At 66.1% G+C, this 24,334-nt stretch carries 21 protein-coding genes, 1 tRNA gene and 1 pseudogene; 13 read left to right on the top strand and 10 right to left on the bottom strand.

Going from position 1 to position 24,334, the window contains the following annotated elements; genetic code table 11:
* Positions 1-121 precede the first annotated feature (121 nt).
* Positions 122-1,489, top strand: a complete 1,368-nt coding sequence (locus tag LQ955_RS15545) for an MATE family efflux transporter (protein ID WP_231025398.1) — start codon at positions 122-124, stop codon at positions 1,487-1,489.
* An 11-nt stretch (positions 1,490-1,500) separates the two neighbouring features.
* Here LQ955_RS15545 and LQ955_RS15540 read toward each other — a convergent pair whose 3' ends face one another.
* From LQ955_RS15540 to LQ955_RS15525, 4 genes are all read right to left on the bottom strand, one after another.
* Entirely contained in the window at positions 1,501-1,902 is a 402-nt protein-coding gene (locus tag LQ955_RS15540; protein ID WP_231025397.1) for a hypothetical protein, read from the bottom strand.
* The gene (locus LQ955_RS15535) at positions 1,899-2,522 is read right to left on the bottom strand and encodes a nucleotidyltransferase domain-containing protein (RefSeq protein ID WP_231025396.1); all 624 of its coding nucleotides are present in this window, start codon (positions 2,520-2,522) and stop codon (positions 1,899-1,901) included. Before LQ955_RS15535 ends, LQ955_RS15540 begins: the two co-directional genes overlap by 4 nt.
* 120 nt (positions 2,523-2,642) lie before the next feature.
* Positions 2,643-3,632 carry an MBL fold metallo-hydrolase gene (locus tag LQ955_RS15530; RefSeq protein WP_231025395.1) on the bottom strand — a complete coding sequence of 330 codons (990 nt, stop codon included), beginning with the start codon at positions 3,630-3,632 and terminating at the stop codon, positions 2,643-2,645.
* A 94-nt stretch (positions 3,633-3,726) separates the two neighbouring features.
* Positions 3,727-4,809, bottom strand: a complete 1,083-nt coding sequence (locus LQ955_RS15525) for a LacI family DNA-binding transcriptional regulator (protein ID WP_231025394.1) — start codon at positions 4,807-4,809, stop codon at positions 3,727-3,729.
* Between the two features lie 162 nt (positions 4,810-4,971).
* Between LQ955_RS15525 and LQ955_RS15520 the strand changes: the two genes are divergently transcribed.
* Complete coding sequence (locus LQ955_RS15520) at positions 4,972-6,258, top strand: MFS transporter (RefSeq protein WP_231025393.1); 1,287 nt, start codon at positions 4,972-4,974, stop codon at positions 6,256-6,258.
* A gap of 134 nt (positions 6,259-6,392) precedes the next feature.
* Positions 6,393-7,088: an endonuclease NucS gene (gene nucS, locus LQ955_RS15515; protein ID WP_231025392.1), complete on the top strand. Its 696-nt coding sequence runs from the start codon at positions 6,393-6,395 to the stop codon at positions 7,086-7,088.
* Between the two features lie 237 nt (positions 7,089-7,325).
* Here the strand turns inward: nucS and LQ955_RS15510 are convergent, their stop codons facing one another.
* Complete coding sequence (locus tag LQ955_RS15510) at positions 7,326-8,711, bottom strand: SLC13 family permease (protein ID WP_231025391.1); 1,386 nt, start codon at positions 8,709-8,711, stop codon at positions 7,326-7,328.
* Between the two features lie 90 nt (positions 8,712-8,801).
* On the opposite strand from LQ955_RS15510, the gene LQ955_RS15505 reads away from it, so the two are divergent.
* Positions 8,802-9,560 (top strand): HAD hydrolase-like protein, encoded by a 759-nt coding sequence (locus LQ955_RS15505; RefSeq protein ID WP_231025390.1) that lies wholly within the window; start codon positions 8,802-8,804, stop codon positions 9,558-9,560.
* 256 nt (positions 9,561-9,816) lie between these two features.
* On the opposite strand, the gene LQ955_RS15500 is transcribed toward LQ955_RS15505, so the two are convergent.
* The gene (locus LQ955_RS15500; RefSeq protein WP_231025389.1) at positions 9,817-10,119 is read right to left on the bottom strand and encodes a helix-turn-helix domain-containing protein; all 303 of its coding nucleotides are present in this window, start codon (positions 10,117-10,119) and stop codon (positions 9,817-9,819) included.
* A 174-nt stretch (positions 10,120-10,293) separates the two neighbouring features.
* Between LQ955_RS15500 and LQ955_RS15495 the strand changes: the two genes are divergently transcribed.
* Complete coding sequence (locus tag LQ955_RS15495) at positions 10,294-10,518, top strand: hypothetical protein (RefSeq protein WP_231025388.1); 225 nt, start codon at positions 10,294-10,296, stop codon at positions 10,516-10,518.
* An 11-nt stretch (positions 10,519-10,529) separates the two neighbouring features.
* Here the strand turns inward: LQ955_RS15495 and LQ955_RS15490 are convergent, their stop codons facing one another.
* The 3 genes from LQ955_RS15490 to LQ955_RS15480 all read right to left on the bottom strand — a co-directional run bounded on the left by LQ955_RS15490 (position 10,530) and on the right by LQ955_RS15480 (position 12,792).
* A complete protein-coding gene (locus LQ955_RS15490) occupies positions 10,530-11,213 on the bottom strand; it encodes a hypothetical protein (RefSeq protein WP_231025387.1) in 684 nt (227 codons plus the stop codon).
* A gap of 105 nt (positions 11,214-11,318) precedes the next feature.
* Positions 11,319-12,560 carry a HipA domain-containing protein gene (locus LQ955_RS15485; RefSeq protein ID WP_231025386.1) on the bottom strand — a complete coding sequence of 414 codons (1,242 nt, stop codon included), beginning with the start codon at positions 12,558-12,560 and terminating at the stop codon, positions 11,319-11,321.
* Positions 12,553-12,792, bottom strand: a complete 240-nt coding sequence (locus LQ955_RS15480) for a helix-turn-helix domain-containing protein (protein WP_231025385.1) — start codon at positions 12,790-12,792, stop codon at positions 12,553-12,555. The genes LQ955_RS15485 and LQ955_RS15480 overlap by 8 nt, the downstream gene beginning before the upstream one ends.
* Positions 12,793-12,994: 202 nt before the next feature.
* Between LQ955_RS15480 and LQ955_RS15475 the strand changes: the two genes are divergently transcribed.
* Positions 12,995-14,107, top strand: coding sequence for an IS1249 family transposase (locus LQ955_RS15475; RefSeq protein WP_313788357.1), 1,113 nt, complete (start codon positions 12,995-12,997; stop codon positions 14,105-14,107).
* 106 nt (positions 14,108-14,213) lie between these two features.
* On the opposite strand, the gene LQ955_RS15470 is transcribed toward LQ955_RS15475, so the two are convergent.
* Positions 14,214-14,300: transfer RNA gene (locus LQ955_RS15470), tRNA-Leu, on the bottom strand.
* 232 nt (positions 14,301-14,532) lie between these two features.
* Between LQ955_RS15470 and LQ955_RS15465 the strand changes: the two are divergent.
* The 7 genes and pseudogenes from LQ955_RS15465 to pknB all read left to right on the top strand — a co-directional run.
* Positions 14,533-15,198: pseudogene (locus tag LQ955_RS15465) on the top strand (FhaA domain-containing protein); the annotation flags it as partial.
* Between the two features lie 536 nt (positions 15,199-15,734).
* On the top strand, positions 15,735-16,529 hold the full coding sequence (locus LQ955_RS20255) for an FHA domain-containing protein FhaB/FipA (RefSeq protein ID WP_449342974.1): 795 nt from the start codon (positions 15,735-15,737) through the stop codon (positions 16,527-16,529).
* Between the two features lie 35 nt (positions 16,530-16,564).
* Entirely contained in the window at positions 16,565-17,905 is a 1,341-nt protein-coding gene (locus LQ955_RS15445; RefSeq protein WP_231025383.1) for a Stp1/IreP family PP2C-type Ser/Thr phosphatase, read from the top strand.
* Positions 17,902-19,329, top strand: a complete 1,428-nt coding sequence (locus tag LQ955_RS15440; protein WP_231025382.1) for an FtsW/RodA/SpoVE family cell cycle protein — start codon at positions 17,902-17,904, stop codon at positions 19,327-19,329. Before LQ955_RS15445 ends, LQ955_RS15440 begins: the two co-directional genes overlap by 4 nt.
* Before the next feature lie 4 nt (positions 19,330-19,333).
* Positions 19,334-20,791: a peptidoglycan D,D-transpeptidase FtsI family protein gene (locus tag LQ955_RS15435; protein ID WP_231025381.1), complete on the top strand. Its 1,458-nt coding sequence runs from the start codon at positions 19,334-19,336 to the stop codon at positions 20,789-20,791.
* On the top strand, positions 20,788-22,554 hold the full coding sequence (locus tag LQ955_RS15430; RefSeq protein WP_231025380.1) for a serine/threonine-protein kinase: 1,767 nt from the start codon (positions 20,788-20,790) through the stop codon (positions 22,552-22,554). The genes LQ955_RS15435 and LQ955_RS15430 overlap by 4 nt, the downstream gene beginning before the upstream one ends.
* A gap of 43 nt (positions 22,555-22,597) precedes the next feature.
* On the top strand, positions 22,598-24,313 hold the full coding sequence (gene pknB / locus LQ955_RS15425) for a Stk1 family PASTA domain-containing Ser/Thr kinase (protein ID WP_231025379.1): 1,716 nt from the start codon (positions 22,598-22,600) through the stop codon (positions 24,311-24,313).
* Positions 24,314-24,334 lie beyond the last annotated feature (21 nt).

The raw sequence follows: 24,334 nt of genomic DNA, 5'->3' as shown, positions 1-24,334 counted from the left end.
TCTTCCTCGCCCTCCCCGCAATCGACTTTGCGAAAAGGCCCCCATCCGCTGGTTTTTGGGGGCCTTTTCGCAAAGTCGAGGAGGGAGTTCCGGCACGAGGGGGCGGGGGTACGGTGAAGGGATGCCCGAGAAGCCGCCAGCACGAAGCCACGGCGCCGCGCGGGGCTTGCGCCGGGAGCTCGACCGGGACATCCTGCGGCTGGCCGGGCCCGCGCTGGGCGCGCTCGTCGCCGAGCCGCTGTTTCTGCTGACGGATACTGCCCTCGTGGGGCACCTGGGCGAGGTACCGCTGGCGGCGCTCGGCATCGCGAGTGCGATCATCCAGACCGCCATCGGGCTGCTGGTGTTTCTCGCCTACGCCACCACGCCGGCCGTCGCGCGCCGGCTCGGGGCTGGCGATCGAACCGGGGCCATCCGCGCCGGCATCGACGGCATGTGGCTCGCCCTCGGGCTCGGCATCGTGGTGGTCGCGCTCGGGTTGCTCGGCTCGGGCGGCGTGGTCGGCCTCTTCACGAACGATCCGCTCGTCGCTGCCGACGCCGTCACGTACCTGCACATCTCGCTCGCCGGAATCCCCGCCATGCTGCTCGTCATCGCGGCGACCGGACTGCTGCGCGGGCTGCAGAACACCCGCACGCCACTCGTCGTCGCCGTCTCAGGATTCGCCGCGAACGCCGGCCTCAACGCGGTGTTCATCTACGGGCTCGGCTGGGGCATCGTAGGCTCTGCGGCCGGAACCGTGGTGGCGCAGTGGGCGATGGCGGCGGTCTACATCGTCATTGCGGTGCGGGCCGCACGGGCATCCGGTGCCCGGCTGCGGCCGGGGCTCGACGGCGTGAGTTCGGCCGCCTCGTCGGGTGGGTGGCTGTTCATCCGGACCCTGAGTCTGCGGGCAGCGATGCTTGCGACGGTCGCGGTAGCGGCGACGTTCGGCGTGGCGCAGCTCGGGGCCTTTCAAATCGCGCTGACCGTGTTCTCGACCCTGGCATTCATACTGGATGCTCTCGCCATCGCCGGGCAGGCGATGATCGGCCACGGGCTCGGTGCCGGCGATGCCCCGCGCGTTGCGCTGGTGACGCGGCGGCTCATTCGGTGGGGCCTGGGTTCGGGGTTCGTGCTCGGCGCCGGGCTCGCGCTCATCGCGCCGCTGCTCGGGCCGGTGTTCTCGCCGAGCGCCGAGGTGCAGCACGCGCTCACGGTCACGGTGCTCACCATGGCCGTCGGCATCCCGCTCGCCGGGTACGTGTTCGTGCTCGACGGAGTGCTCATCGGCGCCGGCGACGCCCGGTACCTCGCGCTCACCGGTCTCGTGAACATCGCGTGTTACGCGCCGCTGCTGGCTCTCGTGGTGCTCTTTCACCCGCCCGGAGACGCTGCGCTCGTCTGGCTCTGGGCCGCCTTCGGGTACGGCTACATGGGCGCGCGGGCGCTCACGCTGGGGCTGCGGGCTCGCGGGGATCGGTGGATGCTCAGCGGCGCTTCGCGCTGACGCGCTGAGGATTACAGCGAAGCGTTCTCTACCAGCGACCGCGCAGCACGTTCGGCGCGGGTCAGGTTTGTTTCGCTTATCGGATCGTGCCCGTAACCGGCGCGTGTCTTCATGCCCAGCGGAACGCTCAGAGAAGTAGCTGCCTGCTTGTCGACTGAGGCGAGCAACGCAATCGCATCTTGGTGGTCTTGACCGTGAGCATGCCTGCCGAGGGCGCCAGCGCAAATCGCATCGGCCGCGGCGATGCCAGCGTGGACGTAGAGCGTCACAGCGGCGTCGGAAACGCCATCTCCGTCGGAGAGTTCCCGAGCTTCATCTGCCACGAGCATGAACTGTCGGGCCTTCGCGAGCCGGCCCTGCTGCACCGCCTTGTCCGCGATGATCGTTCTGATTTTCGAGCTTCGCGGGTTCACGCCGCCGTACGTTCCTTTCGAACGTGCCTACGAAGCCACGTCGGTTCTCCCGAAACATCGATGCTGTGCTCGAGAATCGAAGTGAAAATGCTGGCCGGACCCACTTCTGAACTGCGGTACACCAGCGGGCGCACGTCATTGCCGGTCCACCGGCTCGCCAGCGATGCGAACCTGCCGACTGACGCCTCCAACACGACTTCGCTCACCGAATCTGCGGCGACGATGAGCACGTCGATGTCGCTCTCCGAACGCATGTCATTTCGAGCTGCCGACCCGAAGATCTTGACCGTCAGCGGCGCAAACTCCCATTCGGCGATGCTCTCGCGCATTCGGTCGACCAGCTCACTCTTCGCGTTGGCAATACGAAGCACTGCATCGGCCAACAAGTGATCCCGATTGAACGCATAGGCGACGCTGCGGCCCGTGGCACGTTCAAGCAGAGTTCCTTGCTCGGTCAGACGAACTACCGTGTTGCGCACCCCTTGCGTCGAACCTTCCTCGGGTAACAGTTGATGAATCTGAGCAATAGTCAAATACTGCTCAATTCTAGCCAACACGGTCAGCACTTGAGAGTCAAGCCCCGTCGTGCTGACAGCCGCAAACGGATTCTGGAGTCGCATGTCGTCTCCTCCCGCGCTCGAGTTCCATCGTTACACTTAAGTTGACGGTTGTCTAGAAAAGTGTGCGCTCGTCTATAAAACTTGAAGTGCACTCTCGCCTGAGCGATCGCGCGAGTGAGGTCAGAGGGCGAAGGCGCGTCCGGGAGTCGCGAGCTCGATGGTGCCGGCGAAGTGGGCGGCGGCACGGCGGGCAGCGTCGGCGGGGGCGAGGTCGTCGGCGACGTGGGTCAGGATGATCGTGGAGACTCCGGCGGCGGTCGCGGTGCGACCGGCGTCTTCGGGAGTGTGGTGCACGGCCGGCTCGCCGAGGGCGTCGCGGTTGTAGCCGACCTCGCAGAGCAGCACGCTCGACTCTTCGGCCATCTCGACGAGCGAGGTGCACGGTGCGGTGTCGCCCGAGTACGTGAAGGTCGAGGTGAGGACGGGGGTGGTGTACGGCGAAGTGCCGCCGACACGGTCGCTCGAGGGCGCAGCGGCACCGGCGTCGCTGAGCGTCGCAGTGTCGCTGGAAGCGACGGCTGAGCTTGAGCCGATCGACGCACCGGCGGGCCCGGTCGCGGTGAGCGCGAACGCAGGGACTCCGTGCGAGACCGGGCCCCACGAGAGGGCCAGGTCGCCCACGACGGCGTCTGCCCACCCGCTCATTTCGGTGAAGTCGAATACCTCGTGCAGGCCCTGCAGAGCATCCGGACCCAGGAATTCGGCCAGGCGCTCGGCCAGCGCCTCCGGCCCGAACACGCGGATGCGGCGCCGCGCGTGCGACTGCGACGCAGCGCCAGAACCAGACACAGCCCCAGCCGCAGACCCAGACCGAGCCCCAGCCGCAACCCCAGCCCCAGCCGCAACCCCAGACCCAGCCGCGCCACCCCACAGCGAGCTGAACCGCAGCGCGTAGTACGCCACGAGCAGGTCAGCCGTATGGTCGGCGTGCCGATGCGAGATGAAGATGGCGTCGAGGTCGGTGAGAGCGATGTGCCGCTGCAGCTCGGCGAGCGTGCCGGTACCGGCGTCGATCCAGAGGGAAGTCGCGCCGCCCTGCAGCAGGTACCCCGAGCACGCGTTGCCGGGCACGGGGTACGGCGTAGCGGATCCGAGAATGGTGAGCTGCATAAGTAAGGAGCCTACGCGGGCACGACCAGTCGCTGAATTTCGGAGGAGATATCGACGGTCAGGCGTCTATAGCCCGGCACCCTTGCCGATTCTCCTACGAAATCGCAAGAGAGGCGACGGGAACCGGCCCCGCCGTATTGCCCATGCGCAGCACCGACGCGAACGACACGTCTGCCGCCGGCTCGCCCGCCAGCAGCGCCGTGACCGCAGCACCTGCCGCCCGGCCCTTCTCGGTGGCGGGCTGCTTCATCGTAGTGAGCTCGTAGTCGCTGAATCCCTCGATGCGGGCCCCGTCGAAGCCCACGACCGTAAGGTCGCCCGGAACCGCGAGCCCGAGTTGCTCGGCCGCGCGAATCACGCCGACGGCGAGCAGATCGCTCTGCGCCAGAATCGCGGTCGGCCGGCTCGACGCCGGGGCCGCGAGCAGGTCTGGCCCGGCCAACAGGCGCAATCCCGCCTCACGGCCGTCTTCGCTCGACGAACTCGCGGCGACGACACCCTCGATGCCCGGAAAGACGTCGCGCGCACCTTCGAGCCGGTCGATCGACACGGCCGTGGTCGCAGTTGCCACGATCTCGTCGTCGAGAGAGCGCAGCGACCGCAGCGCATCGAGCGGAAGGGTCACCGTGGCCACGCGGGTGTGCCCGAAATCACGCACCACCTGCGCGATCTGCCGAGCGGCCTCACGATTGTCAAGACTCACCGCCAGAACGCCGTCGAACGCCTGCCCCTCGATGGCCACCATCGGAATGTTGCGCTGCCGCATGATCTCGATCGACCGCGCCAGGTGCGGGCTGCAGCCCATGAAGATGGCCGCGTCGAAGACGGCACTCTGGATGGTCGACTCTCCATCTCCGACAGCGGTGAGTAAGAGCATCCCGCTGCCCTCGCCCAACTCTTGCGAGATGCCGTCGAGCGCGGCGAGCGTCATCGGGTCGCGGAACGAGTTCAACACCCGATCTTCGATGATCACCCCGACGATGCCCGAGCGCCCCTGCCGCAGCGACCGCGCCCGCGGGTCGGGGCCCGAATAGTTGAGTTCGCGAGCCGCCGTCATGACGCGCTCGCGCGTGGCAACCGAGATGGATCCGCCGCTGAACGCGAGCGAGGCCGTCGAGCCCGATACCCCGGCTCGCTTCGCGACGTCGGCCAGGGTCGACCGGGCCGTGTGGGTCACCTGGCCCGTGTTCGCCGCTCTCGCTGCACTCGCCGCATGCGCCGCTTTCGCTGCTTTCGCCGCGTGAGGTTGATTCTGTGCACTCACATCGAATAGCGTAGTGCACACCGATCGAATCGATTCGATTCTGGCCGGCCCCCACTCGAAGACTCAGGATGCACCATGCCCCAGCCCGCGGATGCCCGCCCACCCCTCGGGGCGCCCGATGCCGACGCGACCGCGGTGAGCACTCCGAGCACTCCGGCATCGACGCCGCGCCACCTCATCGCCTGGCGCAACGCCGTCTTCATCATCTTCGCTCTGAGCGGCCTGTCGATGGCAACCTGGGTTGCACGCCTGCCGGCCGTGCGCGATCAACTGCATCTCGACACCGCAGCGGTCGGCCTGGTCATCCTGGGCCTGTCGATCGGGTCGATCATCGGGCTTGTCGTCGCCCCGCAGATCTTGGCCGCATTCGGCCCGCGGCGCGGCATCGTCTTCTCGCTCACCATCGCCGCCGTCGGCCTCGCCGGGGTCGGAATCAGCGCCGCGATCCTTCCCGAGCCCGCGCTCGCCACCCTCTTTCTGGCCATCTTCGGGTTCGGCAACGGATCGCTCGACGTACAGATGAACGTGGAGGGCGCCGCAAGCGAGCGCGCCATCGGCCGCACACTCATGCCGCTCATGCACGCCTTCTTCAGCTTCGGCACCGTGGTCGGAGCCGGGCTCGGGGCCGCGGCATCCGCCCTCAACGTCCCCGTGAGCTGGAACCTCGGGCTCATGGCCGTGCTGATCGTGGTCGCCGGCGTCATCGTCGTGCGGTTCATCCCGCAGACCGTCGACGTCGAAGACCCCTCCACCAGCGCCAAGACTCCGTTCCGGATGCGCGTGAAAGAGTCGCTCTCAGTGTGGGCCGATACCCGGCTGCTCTTGATCGGGTTGATCATCCTCGGTATGGCGTTCGCCGAAGGCTCAGCAAACGACTGGATCGCGCTCGCCACCGTCGACGGCCACCACGAAGACAACACCACCGGCGCGCTGATGTTCGGCGTGTTCGTCGTGGCGATGACCGTCGGCCGCATCGCGGGCGGCCCCGTTCTCGACCGGTTCGGGCGGGTGCCGGTGCTGCGCATCTCAGCTCTGGTGGGGGCGATCGGGTTGCTCGCGTTCATCCTGGCGCCCGGTCTGCCCACGGCCATGATCGGTGCCGCGCTGTGGGGAATCGGCGCATCGCTCGGGTTTCCCGTGGGAATCTCGGCGGCCTCAGACGACCCGAAAACCGCCGCCGCCCGGGTCAGTGCCGTCGCGATCATCGGTTACATCGCGTTTCTGGCCGGGCCCCCGCTGCTCGGCTTTCTCGGCCAGCACTTCGGCATCCTGAACGCCCTTTTCGTGGTGCTCGTTCTGCTCGTGCTCGCCGCGCTCGCGGCCCCCGCTGCCCGCGAGCGCACCGGCAGATTCAGCGCTTGATTGTGCGCCGCCGCCTCTGCGGCGCACTGCGGGCAGAACTGGATCGGCGATTCTTGGTGCGCCGAGCACGCAGAATGCGACGAGCGCGGTCGCCGCATTCTGCCGACCTCGCTTGGTGTGCATAAACTCGGTGGGTGCGACTTGTTATAGCGAAATGTGCCGTGGATTACGCGGGGAGGCTGAGCGCGCACCTGCCGCTCGCCACCCGGCTGCTCATGCTGAAGAACGACGGCAGCATCTTGGTGCACTCCGACGGCGGCTCCTATAAACCGCTCAACTGGATGAGTCCGCCGTGCACCCTGCAGGTGATCGAACCCGACGAGGAACAACGGGATGCCGGCATCACCCAACTCTGGAAGGTCACCCACGCGAAAACGGCTGATCTTCTCGTGGTGTCGATTCACGAGGTATACACCGACACGTCGCACGATCTCGGGGTCGACCCGGGGCTCGTGAAGGACGGCGTCGAGGCCCACCTGCAGAAGCTGCTCGCCGAGCAAATCGAGTTGCTCGGCGAAGGCCATACCCTCGTGCGCCGCGAGTACATGACCGCCATCGGCCCAGTCGACATCCTCGCCCGCGACGCCAGCGGCGCCGCCGTCGCCGTCGAACTCAAGCGCCGCGGCGACATCGACGGGGTCGAACAGCTCACCCGCTACCTCGAGCTGATGAACCGCGACCCGCACCTCGCCCCCGTGACCGGCATCTTCGCCGCCCAGGAGATCAAGCCGCAGGCCCGCACGCTAGCGCACGACCGCGGCATCCGCACCCTCCTGCTCGACTACGACGCGATGCGCGGCCTAGACAATTCGGATTCGATGCTGTTCTGATTGGTGCGCCGCCGCCTCTGGGCCCACGCCGGCCGGAGGCTCCGCGCGCCGCTTGCGGCGGGTGGAGGGGCCCGGTGGGGACGGCGCAGCATTGCGACTAGATGATCGATCCCACCCCTTGGCCGCTACCCTCATTGAACGCGACGAGCGCGGTCGCCGCGTTCAATCGATACCGTTTTGCGCAAAAGTCCGGTCGCCGCCGTCAGCTGACCTCGTCTAACTCGCCGCCGCCGGCAGCTACGGAGTGCCCGAGGCCAGCCACAGCGCCAGAACCGCGAGGGGCACCGTCACGACCACGGCGAGCGCACCGAAGAGCATGAAGCGCGGCCACGACACCGTGACCCCGAGCGACGTCACGCGCTGATGCCAGAGCAGGGTCGCCAGCGACGCCCACGGCGTGATCAGCGGCCCCAGATTGACCCCGATCAGCAGCGCGGCGAGCCGAACCGACGAACCCGCGGCAGCCGGCTCGAGCACGAGGTACGCCGGCAGGTTGTTGATGCCGTTGGCCGCGAGCATCCCGAGGCCCGAGAGCTGCAGCAGCGCAAAGAAAGAGGAGCCGGAACCCGCGACGCTGCCGACGAGCGTCGACAGTCCGTGTACCTGCGCCGCCTCGACGATCACGAACAGCCCCGCCGCGATCGCCACCGGCGACCACGGAACCAGCCGCCACGTCAGCGGCTCGAACCGCCGCCGCAGCACGAACGCCAGAACCAGCACCACGGCGCCGGCCGTGGCGGGAATCCACACCGGCAGACCCGACACGAGCAGCGGCAACAGCACCAGCACGACAACGCCCGCGACCACCAGCAGCCGCCGGTCACGCACCGCCGTCGCGGCCGGTACGGTGAACGCGCCGCGCAGCCGCCTGCGGAACAACAGCGAGAGCAACACCACCGGCACCACGATTCCCACCAGCGCCGGCGCCCATACGACCGCGACGAACCCGGCCGGCGATCCCCCCGACATCTGCTCGGCCGCGAGCAGATTCGTCAGGTTCGAGATCGGCAACAGCAGCGATGCCGTATTCGCCAGCCACACCGTCGCCACGGCGAACGGAATCGGCGAAATGCCCGCATTGAGAGCGAGCAGCACCACCACGGGCGTCACCAGCACCGCGGTGGTGTCGAGCGACAAGAACAGCGTGCTCACGGTTGCCAGAACGAGCACAAAGACCCAGAGCATCCACACCCGACCGCGACCCCACGCGGCAAGCCGGTCGGAGACCACCGAGAACAGCCCGGCATCGGCCGCCAACTCGGTGACCACCGTGATCGCCACGACGAATCCGAGCACCGGCCCCACCCGCTCGGCGAGCGCGACCGACGAGGCGGGCGGCAGGATGCCCGTGACCACCACGACCGCAGCAACAAGTACGAGCGCCCCAACGAACACCCGGCCGGGCGTCACGCGGCGCGTGCGGCCGCCACTGCCGCTGCCGGCCGCGAGCACACCGCTGCCGTCGCCCGCGCGCGCGCCACCGCCGCCGCTCGCACGCACACCGTCGCCCCCGCCCGCGCGCGCACCATCGCCGCCACCCGAGCGCGCGTCAGCGCCGCCACCCGCGCGCAGGTCAGCGCGGTCAGGAGCGTCGCTGTCGCCGCCCGCGGAGCCCATTTGCATAAGAGTGCACACTACACGCGGCCGCCCCGCGAATCTCACCCCTTGCCACGTGAACGAACTCGTAACACCCGCCCTCTAGAATTGCGCCAAATGACTAGCTCACCCGAGACCCACGTCGCACCCGAGAGCGCGGCCGCAGCCGGCGCGCAGCCCGCAGCCGGCGCACCCGCGCCCGCACCCGCGCCCGCCGGCCCGCACAAGCCGTGGTCGTGCATCCTCTTCGACCTCGACGGAACCATCACCGACTCCGCCCCCGGCATCATCGGCCGCCTGTCTCGCACTCTGCTCGCCATGGGCTACCCGGTACCCGCGCCTGCCGACCTCGTGCACTTCGTCGGTCCGCCCATTCTCGAAGGCTTCGAGCTCGTCGCCGGCATGGACGAATCCGAGGCCCAGAAAGCCCTGCTCGTCTACCGCGGGCTCGCCGCGAGCGAGGGGCCGCAAGACGACGCGGTCACCTTCCCCGGCATGGTCGGGCTCGTGCGCCAGCTGCACGCCGCGGGCATCCCGCTCGCCATCACCACCTCGAAGTCAGAGGTGCAGGCCAATCGCATTCTCGACCACCTCGACCTCGCCCAGTGCTTCGCCGTCATCACCGGAGCCAGCGAAGACGAGACCCGCAGCGCCAAGGCCGACGTCATCGACGAAGCCCTCACCCGCCTGCGCGCGGCCCACGTCGACCTCTCGAATCTGGTGCTCGTCGGCGACCGCATGCACGACATGGAGGGCGCCGCCGAACACGGCATCCCGCCCATCATGGTGGAGTGGGGCTACGGATCTCCCGCCGAGGCCGCCGGCGCCATCGCCATCGTGCACTCGGTCGACCAGCTCCGCGCCCTGCTCCTCTAGCTCTTTCGCGGCTCCCGCCGCCGTGCTGCTCTAGTTCTGCCGCGGCTCCCGCCGCCGTGCTCCCCAGCCGCACGAATGGTGGGCGCTCACCTCGATCGAGTTTGCGCAGAAGCACCCAAAACCTGCTGCAGAGGTGCTTCTGCGCAAACGCGAGGGCGAGGGCGATTGACGGTGATGCCTACCGGCGTCCGGCGCGGTGCACCAGGCGAGACCGGATGCCCGCCCCGAACGCTCGCCGAGCATCCGGTCGCCCGGCTCAGGCCCCGCGCAACCTGCGTTCGCGAATGAGCTCTGCCGCGCTGAGTTGATGTGTGCGCCCGGGGATCATCGCCCCCGTCAGCCCCGCGACCCACACTCCGGGGTCGGCATTCAACGCCGCGGCGAGCGCCACCAGCGTCGACAGGCTCGGATTCGACTGGCCCCGCTCGATCTTGCCCACGTTCGTGACATGCATCTCCGACAGCTCGGCGACATCTTCTTGGCTCAGCCCGAGCTTCTGGCGGGTGGCACGGATGCGTTCGCCAACGATGCGCGACGCCTCGGAATGCGGATCAGCCATACCTCATGACTACTTGCCGCAATGTTCGCCTGCCAGAGTGCACATACCCATTGCTTTTACACCTCAGGTATGTCAAATGTATTGCGCTCGGTAATCGGCCACCGAGCATCCACCCGCCGTTGCCGCGCGACCTCCCGTACCGCCCAACGGATGCCCGCCGGTAAGCTCGGCGTCATGACCGACGAAGAATCCGTTCTCACCCCGCGCCGCCCCGCGTACGCCACCCTGCTCTCGTGGGGCTTTCTCATCATGGCGTTCGGACTCCTCGTGCTCACCCTCGGCCTGGTCTTCGCCACCGGCTCCATCTTCACGGCCCTGCTCGGCGGAGCCATCGCGGCCTTCGGCGGCATGTTCGCCGCGTTCGGTGCCTTCCTCTACTACTTCACCCTGCGCACCTGACGTCACATCGCCTAGTTGTCTGGCTTCGGGCGAGCGTCAGTCAGCCTGCAGGCGTCGAAGTTGCTGGCACCCAGTCTGGCGAAATCGCCCGCCAAAGCGGCAGGCACTTCACCGGCTCCGGCAGTCATCTTCGGCTCGATCGGGTCGCTGGTCGCGTCGGCGAGGAGGTACGCATAGCGTTTCACCGCATTGCTGTTACCCGGCACCTCCAGCGCCGTATGCAACGCGACCGCTTGGCTCGGCTCAAGGTAGATCGGCCCGGTCTGGGGTTCAAGTGAACCGGCCGTCGACAATGGCAAGAAGGAGTACCCGACCTCGACGGTTTGACCGGAAACAGTCATCTGAGCAGTGATCCCCAGAATAGAGACCGGGAGTCGCCCCGTGTTCGTCAGCACAACCCACCGGTCGGCACCATTAGTGGAAGGTCGAATCTCTCCCGGCGCGATCGGCCCCATCTGAGTGCTGAATGACATACCGAAAAAGCAGCCGCTGAACGACTCGCTGAGCTGATATCGCTGGGCGGAATCTAACGCGACGGCAAGCGACTGATCAGACTTCTGAAGCGAGGCCTCTGCGGTCGAATTCGAAGCGAACGACAGATAAAGCGCGCAGATTGCAATCACGAGGCCCAGTAGCGAGAGAGCGAGCTGAGCGGCCCTGTCTCGCCGTTCCCGCGCCGAGACGACGACGCTCACCCGCAGAGGTTCGTTCTGCGATGATTTCGGAGTATGTCGAGTTTGCTTCATCTTTCTACTATCGTGTCCACCGCTGACACCCGCGTCTTGCAGCGTTTGTCCCGTTCAGTCTCGGCGACTGCCCGCACCCCGCCTATCCAGCAGGTTTGAGCAGAATCGCCTGATGTCTGAGATCAGCCCCGGGTGGCTTCGATCGTCAGGAACCTCGACTTCGGTGACCTCGAGCACTCGGCGCACAACGTCCCGCGCGATGCTCTCGGCATCAGCGAGCCCCCACGCCGTCGCTTCTGCTGCGGCATCGAGAAGGGTGATCTCGGAATGCCGGTACTTGCCATTCACCGCGAGCGCCACTCGCCCGTCATTGTCATGATGCGCGAGCGGCACGACGTCGTACGCAGGCGCAAGTGAGGCCGGAGCTCCGAACGGATGCACCATCGAGACGTTCTTCGCGTGGAGATCGAGATTGCCGACGGCGAGCGAAACGACATTGAGCGCGTGCAAGCGTCGAAGCGACTCGGCGTCTCTTCGTTTTGCGAAGACGGAGGCGATTCTCGCAAGACTGACCTTGCCGCCGAGCTCTTGGTATTTCTCGTTGCGGCTCGCGCCCAGCGCCTGATTCATGTCTTCTTGATGAATGCGACCGGTCGGGCTGGCTGACGAACGATCGTACCGTTCGATAACCAGCGCCGATGTACCAGCAAAGTCGATAATCTCCGCCGTGAATGACGAGATGCCTACTTCGCGGCAGATTCGCGAGGCGTATTCCTCGTCGAAAATAACCGTGGGCTGATCTATTGGTGCAGTTTTCAGAATGTGGGTCGATGGATGCCCGTCTATGACCTGATTCCATACACCGTCGATCAACGCGAGAACGATTTTCTGCTGAACTCCGCCGAGCGATGACTTGCCGTAGAACTTACGATTGCCCAACGGACTTCGTCGCACATCGTTCAACAGCGCTCCTACCCCGTCTGCGGTCAAAGGCACCGCCATCGGTGTCCGCGGCTCTCCGGGCCTCTCCGGGTCGTAAATCTCGAGCGCCCCGGCGACATCCCGCCCGAATTGCGCCAGCAACGAGATCACATCGAACGAGAACACACCGGCCTCAGCCGCCATGTATTCGAGCAGTTCGCCTTCGGGCAGGAGCTCGGCAAAGAAATTTCTTCGCCGACCCGCTCGCGCCCTGTTCTGAATGCGCGCGAGCGGCACCGCTTCCGAAAGGATGCTGCTCCCCAACTCGAAGTGATCGAACGCCGCGCGACTGAATTCGAAGTCGAATGTGCGCGAGTCCCTCCCCACAAGATGCCCGACTTCGACACCATAAAACTCGACGACAAGGTCAGCCATCCGCATCTTCGCCTTCGTCTATCTCGACAGCCAAGGTGAGACCCGTCGCCCTGATGAAGTCGAACAGCCGATCGGCGTACAACGTCGGCTTTCCCGATTCCATCTCGTGGATGTACCGCTGGGTGACATGCAGCTCCTGCGCCAGCTCGCGCTGAGTGAGTCCCTTCAGCAGACGCCCTTGCTGCAGCATTCGGCCCAACTCGTCTGGGCTGTTGATCGTGCCCCTGAGCATTCCAGTCCTCCTCGGCGTTTGCTGACTACAAAATCCTCATCTGTCATCATGACTACGATATCGTAGTCATGGCTCTTGATGTGAATTTCGTAGTCTGGCTGCGCGGCGGAGGGTTATAGGCGGAAACGTGTGGATGGGATTGGTGTTTAGCCGCGTGGTTCCGGGCTGAATCGGGGGTTGTTATGGTCGGGCACCCTTGGGTGTGGCTTTTCCCTCGAACACGACGACCTGTGTGATATGCGCAACCGTGCTGGTGAAGAACGGCCGCACCGCGGCTGGCACTCAGCGCTGGCGATGCCCGAACTGCGGCTCGTCTGCAGTTCGCAAACGACCGGACGTGACCAGGCGGGAGCAGCTGCGCCGGTTCCTGGAATGGCTCAGCAGCAATGAGCCGCAACCACGGCTCGGCGACACCAGCACGGGCCGGTCGTTCCGGTACGAGACAGCCTGGTGCTGGGATATCCAACCCACCCTCGGCCCATCGACGAAAACACATCACGCGATCCTCGTCGATGGGCTCTGGGTCGGCACCTGGTGCCTCCTCATCGCGGTCAGTGACCAACTCGACGTCCTCGGCTGGCAATGGTGCGGAAGCGAATCCGTCGCCGCCTGGACAGCGCTCCTGCAGCAGATCCCCGCCCCTGCGGTGATCGTGTCCGACGGCGGCACCGGCCTGCCATCAGCGATCAGGAAGTGTTGGCCAGAGACGAAACATCAACGCTGCCTGTTCCACATCCAAATGAACATCAGCCGGCACCTGACCTTCAAACCCCGAACCGACGCCGGCCGCGCCCTGCTCGGCCTCTCCAAAGCACTCTCTAAAGTGCACACCACCGATGACGCCATTCAATGGCGGGTACAGCTGGATCAGTGGTGGCAGGCCTTCGGGCACCTCACCAAAGAACGCACCGTGATCCGGGACGGGAAGTTCTGGTTCACCCACGAACGACTCCGGAAAGCATGGCAACTCCTCGCACGCGTCACAAAAGACGGCACCCTCTTCACCTACGTGACCTACGGCAACCCGCGCACCACGAGCCCACTCGAGGGCGGCATCAACGCCCAAATCCGCGCCAGACTCCGAGCCCACCGCGGCATGACCGAACCCCACATGAAACGCGCCGCCGAGTGGTACCTGACCCTGCACGAACTCAGCATCAACGACGCCCTCAGCCACGCCAACCAGCACACCGCGAACCCCACACACCCGACCCCCGAATCAGCCGAGGAGCCCGATACGCCAACCCTCTACGACACCGGACTCAACGCCGAAGAAGGCCTCTGGACCCGCGCAGGCTGGGCAGGACGATCATGACACGCCCGAACCCATCCACACGATCTTGCCTATAACCCGCGGCGGAATCGACGCGAGCAAATGACAAAGACCCCCGACCGGGATACCCGGCCAGGGGCCTTACTGCTGGTGCGCGAAGGGGGACTTGAACCCCCACGTCCTTACGAACACACGGACCTGAACCGTGCGCGTCTACCAATTCCGCCACTCGCGCCAACTCAGCGAGATTAGCACCGACGGCACAGAATGCGAAACCGGGCCGAACATAAGCTGAACCGAATCCCACACCAAGCTGCCCCTGAATAAGGGGTGCTAGAGTCACGCCGCACTCAATTTACACCTGCGGCCAGTAACATCTGTCTTAGCATCCATGCCGGCGCCTAGTGCAAGACGATGCGCCGGTACACGCAGATCTGGCACAGAATCACACAGAATATGGGAGACGTGTGGGAATCCTGGACAACTTCGAGAAGGGTCTCGAGCGCGCCGTCAACGGTGCGTTCGCCAAGACCTTTCGTTCGGGGCTGCAGCCGGTAGAGATCGGCTCGGCGCTGAAGCGCGAGCTCGACACGAAGGCCGCGATCGTCTCGCGCGACCGCATACTCGTACCCAACAGCTTCGACGTGCGGTTGGCTCCGGCCGATTTTCAGCGCATGGCGGCGCTCGGCCCCACTCTCATCGACGACCTCACGGGCATCGTGCAGAAGCACTCCGCCGACCAGGGCTTTCAGTTCGCGGGCGGGCTCAGCGTCGGGCTCGTCGAAGACCCGAAGCTCAGCACCGGCGTTCTCGAGATCGACAGTTCGACCATCCAGCGCGACGTCACCTGGGTTCCTGTGCTCGACGTCGCCGGCAAGCGCCACCCTCTCACGACGGGCCGCACCATCATCGGGCGCGGCCGCGAGGCCGACATCACGGTCGAAGACACCGGAATCTCGCGCAAACACCTCGAGATTCTGTGGGACGGCAAGAACGCCGAAGCCCGCGACCTCGACTCGACCAACGGATCCCAGCTCAACGGGCAGCCGCTCAGCCGCTCGATTCTCACGCCCGACTCTGTCATTCAGATCGGCCGCACCCGCGTTGTCTTCCGTGTGCTCGCCCAGTCGGCAAGCGCCCCTCCGCAGGGCTCCGCCCACGCCGCGGCCGCGGCCCCCTCCCTCTTCTCCGCCCCGGGCAACCCTGCGGCCGCCCCGGTCTTTCCCCCGCACGCTGCAGCCGCGGCGCCCGTCTCGCCCGCTCAAGCCGATGCACCTTCAGCAGCGTCGGCACCCCCGGCCCCCTCCCCGGCCGCGGCCGAGCGGATGCCCGACCCCGACCCCCTCGCACAAAGCCCCGCACCGCAGCAGCCGGCTGCGTCAGAAGCCCCCGCGCAGCAGCCCTCGCCGAGCGCACAGCCTGCCGGCTCGGCGGAGCAGCCGCAGCCGCTGCAGCACCACGAGCACGAGCAGGAGCAGCCCCCCGCCGCACGTCGGCGCGCAAAGCCCGCCCCCGCGCGCCGCGCAGCCAAGCCCGCACCTGCGCCCGCAGCGCCCTCCGCACCCGCAGCAGCCACCCCTGCCGCAGCCTCGCCCACCGAAAAACCCGCACCCCGCGTCAGCTCTGACGACAAGAAGCCGCCCGAGCCCGGTGGATTCCGGTGGAATCTATGAGCGAACTCACCCTGCTCATTCTGCGGTTCGGCTTTCTCGCCCTGCTGTGGGTCTTCGTTTTCGTGATCGTCTATGCCATGCGCTCCGACCTCTTCGGTCAGCGGGTGCGCAAACTCCGCGACCCGGCGAACGCGGGCGTTCCGGCACAAGCATCCGGCACCAACGTGCAGAGCGGCGCCGCCGCCGCAGGCGCGGCAGTCAGCTCCGGAGCTCCGAACGCGAGCGCAGCATCGGCCGGCGCACGCTCATCCAGCCACGCCGGAGCCCCAGCAGTCGGCGCCCCAGCAGTCGGCGCCGCAGCAGGCGCGGCTGGCGCAGCAGCAGGTGCCCCGGCCTCTCAGGCCCCCGGCGGCTTCACCGGCCTCATCGTCGGCGCGGCTGCCACGGCGAAACCGCTCAGCGACCCGCATCCGGTCACCCCGGCCCCGCAGTCGAAGGTGCCGGTGTTCACACCACTCGAGGGCTCGAGTGCCGGCGTGCATCCGCGAGCCACCACCAGCAATGCCCACAGGCTCATCATCACCTCCGGGGTCAAGAGCGGCACCGAGATCGCTCTCGGCGTCGACCCGCTCACCATCGGCCGTTCGACCGACTCGAGCGTGGTCATCCGCGACGACTACACCAGCACGCATCACGCGCGCCTGCTCAACTGGAACAACGAGTGGGTCATTCAAGACCTCGACTCGACCAACGGCACTTTTCTTGACGGTAAGCGCGTCACCCAACCCACTCCCGTTCCGCTCAACACGCCCATCAAAATTGGTGCCACCAGTTTTGAATTGCGGCGCTGACGGTACGCGACGCGGCCGGGAACAGAGAACAGACGATGGCGTTAGTCACTGAAAGCGCAGCCGTGTCGCATGTCGGCAAGGTGCGCTCGAACAACCAGGACTCCGGTTATGCCGGCCAGTCGTTGTTCGCCGTGGCCGACGGCATGGGCGGCCACGCCGGCGGCGACGTCGCCAGCGCCCTCGCGCTGAACAAACTGCTCGAGATCGACGGCGAGTACAGCTCGGCCGTCGACGCCGAGTTCGCGCTGCAGGAGGCCATCGTCAGCGCGAACGCGATTCTGGCCGAGGCCGTCTACGAGCATCCGGAGCTCACCGGAATGGGCACCACGCTCAGCGCACTCGTGCGTGTCGGCCACAGCGTCGCGCTCGCGCACATCGGCGACTCGCGCATCTACCGTTACCGCGACGGCAAACTCACCCAGATCACCACCGACCACACCTTCGTGCAGCGCCTGGTCGACAACGGGCGCATCACGGCTGAAGAGGCGAAGGTGCATCCGCGTCGCTCTGTGCTGATGCGCGTGCTGGGCGACGTGGATTCGACGCCCGACGTCGATCTGCAGGTGATGGATACCCGGCCGAACGACCGCTGGCTGCTCTGCTCCGACGGCCTCACCGGCGTGGTCGAGAACGACGACATCGCCGCCGCTCTCGCCGAGAATCCGTCGCCGCAGGCCGTCGCAGATCTGCTGGTGAAAGAGGCCCTCGATCACGGCGCGCCCGACAACGTCACGGTTGTCATCGTCGACATCAGCGAGTCGTTCACCGGCAGCACCTACATCGCTCAAACGGTCGGTGCAGCATCACGCCCTATCGCCTTCGATGCCGCCCCGGGGCGCCGTGCCTCGCGAACGCCAACCGGATGGCTGCACCCGCGCACCACGGGCCTCGCCCAGCCCAGCCACTTCGAGGCGCAGAGCGACGACTATCTCGACGAACTCATCGACGAAGACCGCCGTCGCAGCCGGCGCCGCAAGCTCACCTGGCTGATCGGCAGCATCATCGCGCTGATCGCCATCGTGGCCGGCCTGCTCATCGGCTACAACTACACGCAGACGCGCTACTTCGTGGGCGAATCGAACGGAAACGTGGCCATCTACCGAGGCATTCAGCAATCCCTCGGCCCGATCACCCTCTCGCACGTCTACGAAGACACAGGCATCGCGGTCAACACCCTGCCCGCGTATACCCAGACCCAGGTCGCCTCGACCATCAGCGCAGACTCGGTCGCCGGGGCTCAGGCCGTGGTCGAGCGGCTGCAGAACGCCGTCATCACCGGTGTGCCGCCGACGGGCGACCTGACCACCCCGACCCCCACTGCAACGCCGAAACCGAAACCCACGCCCACCCCGACGCCCACGGCGGTGGCCCCATGACCAACAATGCTGCGATGAACAACGCCGGCGGGGTCGACGCGCTGACCACGGCGTCGCCCGTTCAGAAACCGGATGCCCGTCCCCTCCGTCGCATCCGAGTACCCGAGAAACTGCGCAACCTCGAGCTCTTTCTGCTGCTGTTCGCGTGCGTCATCAATGGCGCAGCCGTTGTCATGGTGCAACTCGGTGCCCAGGGCGTGGTGGATTTCGGGCAGGTCGCTCTGCTCGGGGTCGGCCTTTCGGTGCTCGTCATCGGCATGCACATCGCGCTGCGCTTCGTCGCCCCCAACGCCGATCCGTTCATCCTGCCGATCGCCACTCTGCTGAACGGCATCGGCATCGCCGAGATCTACCGCATCGACATCGAGCAGGGCGCCACCGGCTGGGACAGCACCTCGGAGCGCCAGGTCGTGTGGAGCGCCGTCGCCATCATCATCGCCCTGCTGGTGATCGTGTTCTTGCGCAACCATCGGGTGCTGCAGCGCTACACCTACGTCTTCATGGTGATCTCGGGCGTTCTGCTGCTGTTGCCGATTCTGCCCGGCATCGGCAAAGAGGTGTACGGCGCCCGCGTCTGGATCGGCATCGGCCCGTTCTCTTTTCAGCCCGGTGAGATCGCGAAGATCGCGCTGGCCATCTTCTTTGCCGGTTACCTCGTGTCGCGCCGAGACAGCCTGTCGATGGTCGGCCGCAAGTTTCTCGGCATGCGTTTTCCGCGTGCCCGCGACCTCGGACCGATTCTCGTCATCTGGGCGGCATCCATGGCCGTCATCATCTTTCAGCACGACCTCGGCACCGCCCTGCTCTACTTCGGGCTTTTCGTGGTCATGCTGTACGTCGCGACCGCTCGGCTCAGCTGGGTGATCATCGGCTTTGTTCTATTCCTCGGCGGCGCGCTCATCGCCAGCCAGGTGCTGACCTACGTCAACGACCGTTTCGCCAACTGGCTCAACCCGTTCGATCCTGTCAACTACGACGCCATCGGCGGCAGTTACCAGCTCGTACAAGGGCTGTTCGGGCTCGCCAACGGCGGCCTCATCGGAACCGGGCTGGGCCAGGGCAGCCCGAGCATCACACCCCTCGCGCAGAGCGACTACATCATCGCCAGCCTCGGCGAAGAACTCGGCATGGCCGGCCTGTTCGTCATTCTGTGCCTCTACCTGCTTTTCATCGCGCGCGGCCTGCGCATCAGCTTCGCCGGCACCGACGACTTCGGCCGGCTGCTCGGCGTCGGGCTCACGTTCGTGGTCGCGCTGCAGTGCTTCATCGTCATCGGCGGCGTCACCCGTGTGATTCCGCTCACCGGTCTCACAACGCCGTTCTTGGCTGCGGGCGGCTCGTCGCTGGTGGCGAACTGGATCATCGTGGCCCTGCTCTTACGACTGTCAGACACAGTTCGCAGTCAGCCAAGGCTGGTGGTGTAGAGCTATGAATCGTGAACTCAAGCGGGTGACCATCGTCATTCTGGCCATGTTCGCCGCCCTCTTCTTGTCGGTCACGACCATCCAGTTCTTCTCAGCGGATGCCCTGGCCAACGATTCGCGCAACGCTCGAACCATCTACGCGAGTTACTCGAAGCAGCGCGGTCCGATTCTCGTCGCCGGTCAGCCCATCGCCCAGTCGGTGCCCTCTGACGATCAGTACAAGTACCAGCGCACCTACACGAACGGGCCGCTGTACAGCGCGGTGACCGGCTACTACACGCTCGACCAGGGCTCCACCGGCATCGAGGCCGCCCTCAACGACGAACTCGCCGGAACGTCGGGGTCGCAGTTCTTGAGCCAGCTCAACAGCATCGTGACGGGCCAGAACCCGCAAGGAGCATCGGTCGAGCTCACCATCGACCCGGCCATCCAGCAGGCCGCGTACGACGCGCTCGGCGACCAGCAGGGAGCCGTGATCGCCGTCGAGCCGAAAACGGGGCGCATTCTCGCGATGGTCTCGAAACCCGACTACGACCCGAACACCCTCGCGGTGCACGACACCGACGAGGTCATCAAGACCTACAACACCCTGAACACCGATCCGGCGCAGCCGCTCATCAACCGCACCCTCGACGGAAACCTCGACCCGCCCGGCTCGACGTTCAAGATCGTCACGTCGTCGGCAGCGCTGCAGAACGCCGGTCTGCCCGGCAACACCCAGCTGCCGAACCTGTCGGGATACCAGCTGCCGGGCAGCGATCACGTCGTCTCGAACGCCGGCGGCGGAACCTGCGGCCCCGGAGACACGGTTTCGATCGAGACGGCCTTCGTGCTCTCGTGCAACATTCCGATGGCCGAGCTGGGCGTCATGATGGGCCAGAAGAACCTCACCGACATGGCGAACGCCTACGGCTACAACTCGAGCTTCGATTCGCCCATCCCTGTCGAGGCCAGCCAGTTTCCGCCGCTGAAAGACGACCCAGCGCAACTCGCGCTGTCGTCGTTCGGTCAGGCGAACGTACGGTCGTCGCCGATGCAGATCGTCGAGCAATCGATGGCGGTGGCCAACGGCGGTGTGATCATGCAGCCGAACCTGGTCGACACGATTTCGGCGCCCGACCTCACCGTCTTGCAGCAATTTCAGGCGAAAACGCTCAGCACGCCCATCACTTCTATAACAGCTTCGACACTTTCGTCGTGGATGGTCGAGGCTGTCAATTCCGGCGCGGCGACTAATGCAAGAATAGATGGAGTCAGTGTGGCCGGTAAGACAGGAACTGCGGAGAACGGGACGGGCGATCCGTACACCCTCTGGTTCACAGGTTTCGCCCCTGCAGACAACCCCCAGGTTGCCGTCGCAGTGGTGGTTCAAAATGGCGGCAAACTGGGGCAATCAGGGTCGGGCAACACCGTTGCCGCCCCGATCGCCAAAAAAGTACTTGAGGCGGTGCTGAATAAATGAGACCCACAGCAGGGCTCACCTTCGGGGGAAGGTACGAGTTGTCGACTCGTATCGCAATCGGTGGCATGGGCGAAGTCTGGCAGGCGACCGACCTTGTGATCGGCCGCAATGTCGCCATCAAGATCTTGAAAGACGAATACCTCGGCGACCCCGGGTTTCTCGAGCGTTTTCGCGCCGAAGCCCGGCACGCCGCCCTCGTCAATCACGAAGGCATCGCCAACGTCTTCGACTACGGCGAAGAAGAGGGCAGTGCCTACCTGGTGATGGAGCTCGTTCCGGGCGAAGCGCTGTCGGTCATCCTCGAGCGCGAGCACGTGCTCTCGACCGACCGAGTGCTCGACATCATCGCGCAGACGGCCTCGGCTCTGCAGGCCGCGCATAACGCCGGTCTTGTGCACCGCGACATCAAGCCGGGCAACCTGCTCATCACACCGGATGGCCGGGTCAAGATCACCGACTTCGGAATCGCCCGCATCGCCGACCAGGTTCCGCTCACCGCGACCGGCCAGGTCATGGGCACCGTGCAGTACCTCTCGCCCGAGCAGGCCAGCGGCCAGTCGGCGTCGTCGACCACCGACATCTACTCGCTCGGCATCGTCGCGTACGAATGTCTTGCGGGCAAGCGCCCGTTCAGCGGCGAATCGCAGGTCGCCATCGCCATGGCGCAGATCAACGACACCCCGCCCGAGCTGCCCATCACCATCGCCGAACCGGTGCGCAACCTGGTCATGTCGTGCATCGCCAAGAAGCCGGCCGACCGCCCCACGTCGACGGCAGCTCTGGCTCGCGCGGCCAGCGCGCTGCGTCAGGGTGACATCGCTCTGGCCGCCGCGGCTGTTCCTGCCGTGCTGGGTGGCCACGGTCTGCCCCCGGCCACCGCAACGGTTCTCATGCCGACGGCGGCAGACCCCACGCAGGCCACCACCGTACTCGGAACCTCGGGCGGAGCATCCGGGCCGCCCACCGCAGCACTCGTTCCCCCCGAAGGTGAGGGCGGCGAACCCGAGCCCGTGAAGAAGAAGCGCAGCCCGTGGACCTGGCCGCTCATCGTCTTGATCATCATTCTCGCGCTCGTGCTCATCGGCACCATCGTGGCGCTTGCCACGAGCAACAAGGGAACGGCCACGCCGACCTCGAGCGCCACCACCTCGTCGACCCCGTCGCCGACACCCACTCCGACACCCACGCCCACCCCGACGGCTACGCCGAACACCGTCATCGTGAACGAGAAAGACCTGATCGGCAAGACGTTCGATGCGGCATCCGCTGTTCTGCAGCAGCAGGGTCTCGGCGCCAACCGGGTCACGAAGAACGCGGCACCGAGCGCCGACATGGTCGACGTCGTCTACCAGGCGAGCCCGGTCGGCAACGTCGCGAAGGGCACCACCATCGACCTCACGGTCTACGGTGCAACAGTCGCGCCGCCCGCTCCGACCTCGACGCCCACCGCGACTCCGGCGAAGGTGACGACCAACTCGACCTTCGTGGTGAGCTGGTCCGCCTACAGCTGCCCGTCGGGTTACAGCCTCTCGAGCTACGACCTCGACCCCGGGTCGGCGACCGTGGCGGTTGCGCCGGGTGCGAATCCGCAGGCCACGCTCATCGCTCCGGCCACCGCGCAGACGATCAACGTGTCGTACAAGGTGACCTGCACCGCATCGGGCGCCTCGTCGGGCCTGCAGTCGGCGTCGTCACCCGCGCTGTCGCTGTCCGTCACGGCGGTCACACCGTCTGTCAGCCCGAGCCCCTCCGCCACTCCGTAACCCGCTCTCCGACCGCCCGCAACCCTTCTCCAGGAGTTTCACCGTGACCGATGACAATCGCCTCCTCGCAGGGCGATACCGCATTGGTGACATCATCGGGCGCGGGGGCATGTCGAACGTATACGTCGGCCGTGACGAGCGACTCGGCCGGCAGGTGGCGATCAAGCTGTTGAAGTCGTCGCTCGCAGGCGACCCCATCTTTCGCACCCGCTTTCGGCAAGAGGCGCAGGCCGCGTCACGCATGGCGCATCCGACCATCGTGCGGGTTTTCGACGCCGGCGAAGAGCGTGTCATCGAGCCCGGCGGCGCCGAAGCGATCGTGCCCTTCATTGTCATGGAGTTCGTGCAGGGCATCCTGCTCAAAGACCTGATACGCCAGGGCCCGGTCGACCCCGCCGAAGCCGTGCGCATCACCGACGGCATTCTCACGGCGCTCGAGTACTCGCACCGCGCCGGGGTCGTTCACCGCGACATCAAGCCCGGCAACATCATGCTCACCAACTCGGGCCAGGTCAAGGTGATGGATTTCGGCATCGCCCGCGCCATCTCCGACTCGTCTGCGACGGTCGCTCAGACCACCGCGATTCTCGGTACGGCGCAGTACTTCTCGCCCGAGCAGGCGCGGGGCGAGTCGGTGGATGCCCGTACCGACCTCTACTCGACCGGCATCGTGTTGTTCGAGCTCCTCACCGGGCGCGCGCCGTTCCGTGGCGAGACGCCGGTCGCCGTGGCGTACCAGCACGTCAGCGAGGCGCCCGTCGCGCCCAGCTCGGTGAACCCGAAGGTCTCGCCCGCTCTCGACCAGGTCGTGGCCCACGCTCTCGCCAAAGACCGCTTCGCTCGCTTTCAGAGTGCCGCCGACTTCAAGACCGATTTGGAGATCGCCGGCGCCGGCAAGATCCCGTCTAAGCGGTTGCCCGCCGAAGACTTTCAGGCGTCGCTGTTCGGTGCCCCGCCGACTCTCTCGGCCGGGTCGGATTCCGCGCTCACCCAGCTCGCAGGCGACGACGACTATGCCGTTAAGACTCAGTCGCGCCCGCCCGTCATCTGGATCTGGGCGGGCATCGCCAGCGTGGCCGTCATTCTCGTCGCCATCCTGTTCTGGGTGTTCAGTCTGCGCGAGACCACGATCATCCCGGTCACCTCACGGCAGGTTCCCGTGGTCACCGGTCAGACCTACGACAGCGCTAACTCGACCCTGCAGCAGCTGAATCTCGTTACGCAGCGGTTCGACAAGACAGACCCGACCATCCCTGCCGGCGACGTCATCAACACCGACCCGCCGTCGGGAACCATCGTTCAGACGCAGACGCTGATCAGTGTGTACGTCTCGACCGGAAAGCAGGCGGTGACGTTACCCGATGTCTCGGCCACGACGGTGGCCGACGCGAGTACCAAACTGACGGCCCTGGGCCTGGTCATCGGCTCGACTACAAAACAGAACTCGCCCACCGTGCCGGCCGACGTGATCATCAGTACGTCACCCGCGGCCGGCAGCCAGAGCTTCGTCGGCGACACCATCAATTTCGTGGTCTCGAATGGCCTGGTGACCGTGCCGTCGGTGGTCGGTCAGCCCCTCGACCTCGCGCAGTCCACGCTCACCGGGCTCAGTCTCACTGTCACGTCTGACACCGATACCGAGACGGCCTGTGCTGCCCTCACCCCGTTCACCGGCACGCAGGTCACGTACCAGTCTCTCGAGGCCGGCGACCAACCGCAGAAGTCGAGCATCGACCTCAAGTACTGCACCGCCAAGTAAGCGGGATTCAGCTCAACGGGA

The sequence above is a fragment of the Subtercola endophyticus genome, from assembly GCF_021044565.1.
GTDB classification, from domain to species: domain Bacteria; phylum Actinomycetota; class Actinomycetes; order Actinomycetales; family Microbacteriaceae; genus Subtercola; species Subtercola endophyticus.
This window is presented reverse-complemented; position numbering and strand designations above follow the sequence as displayed.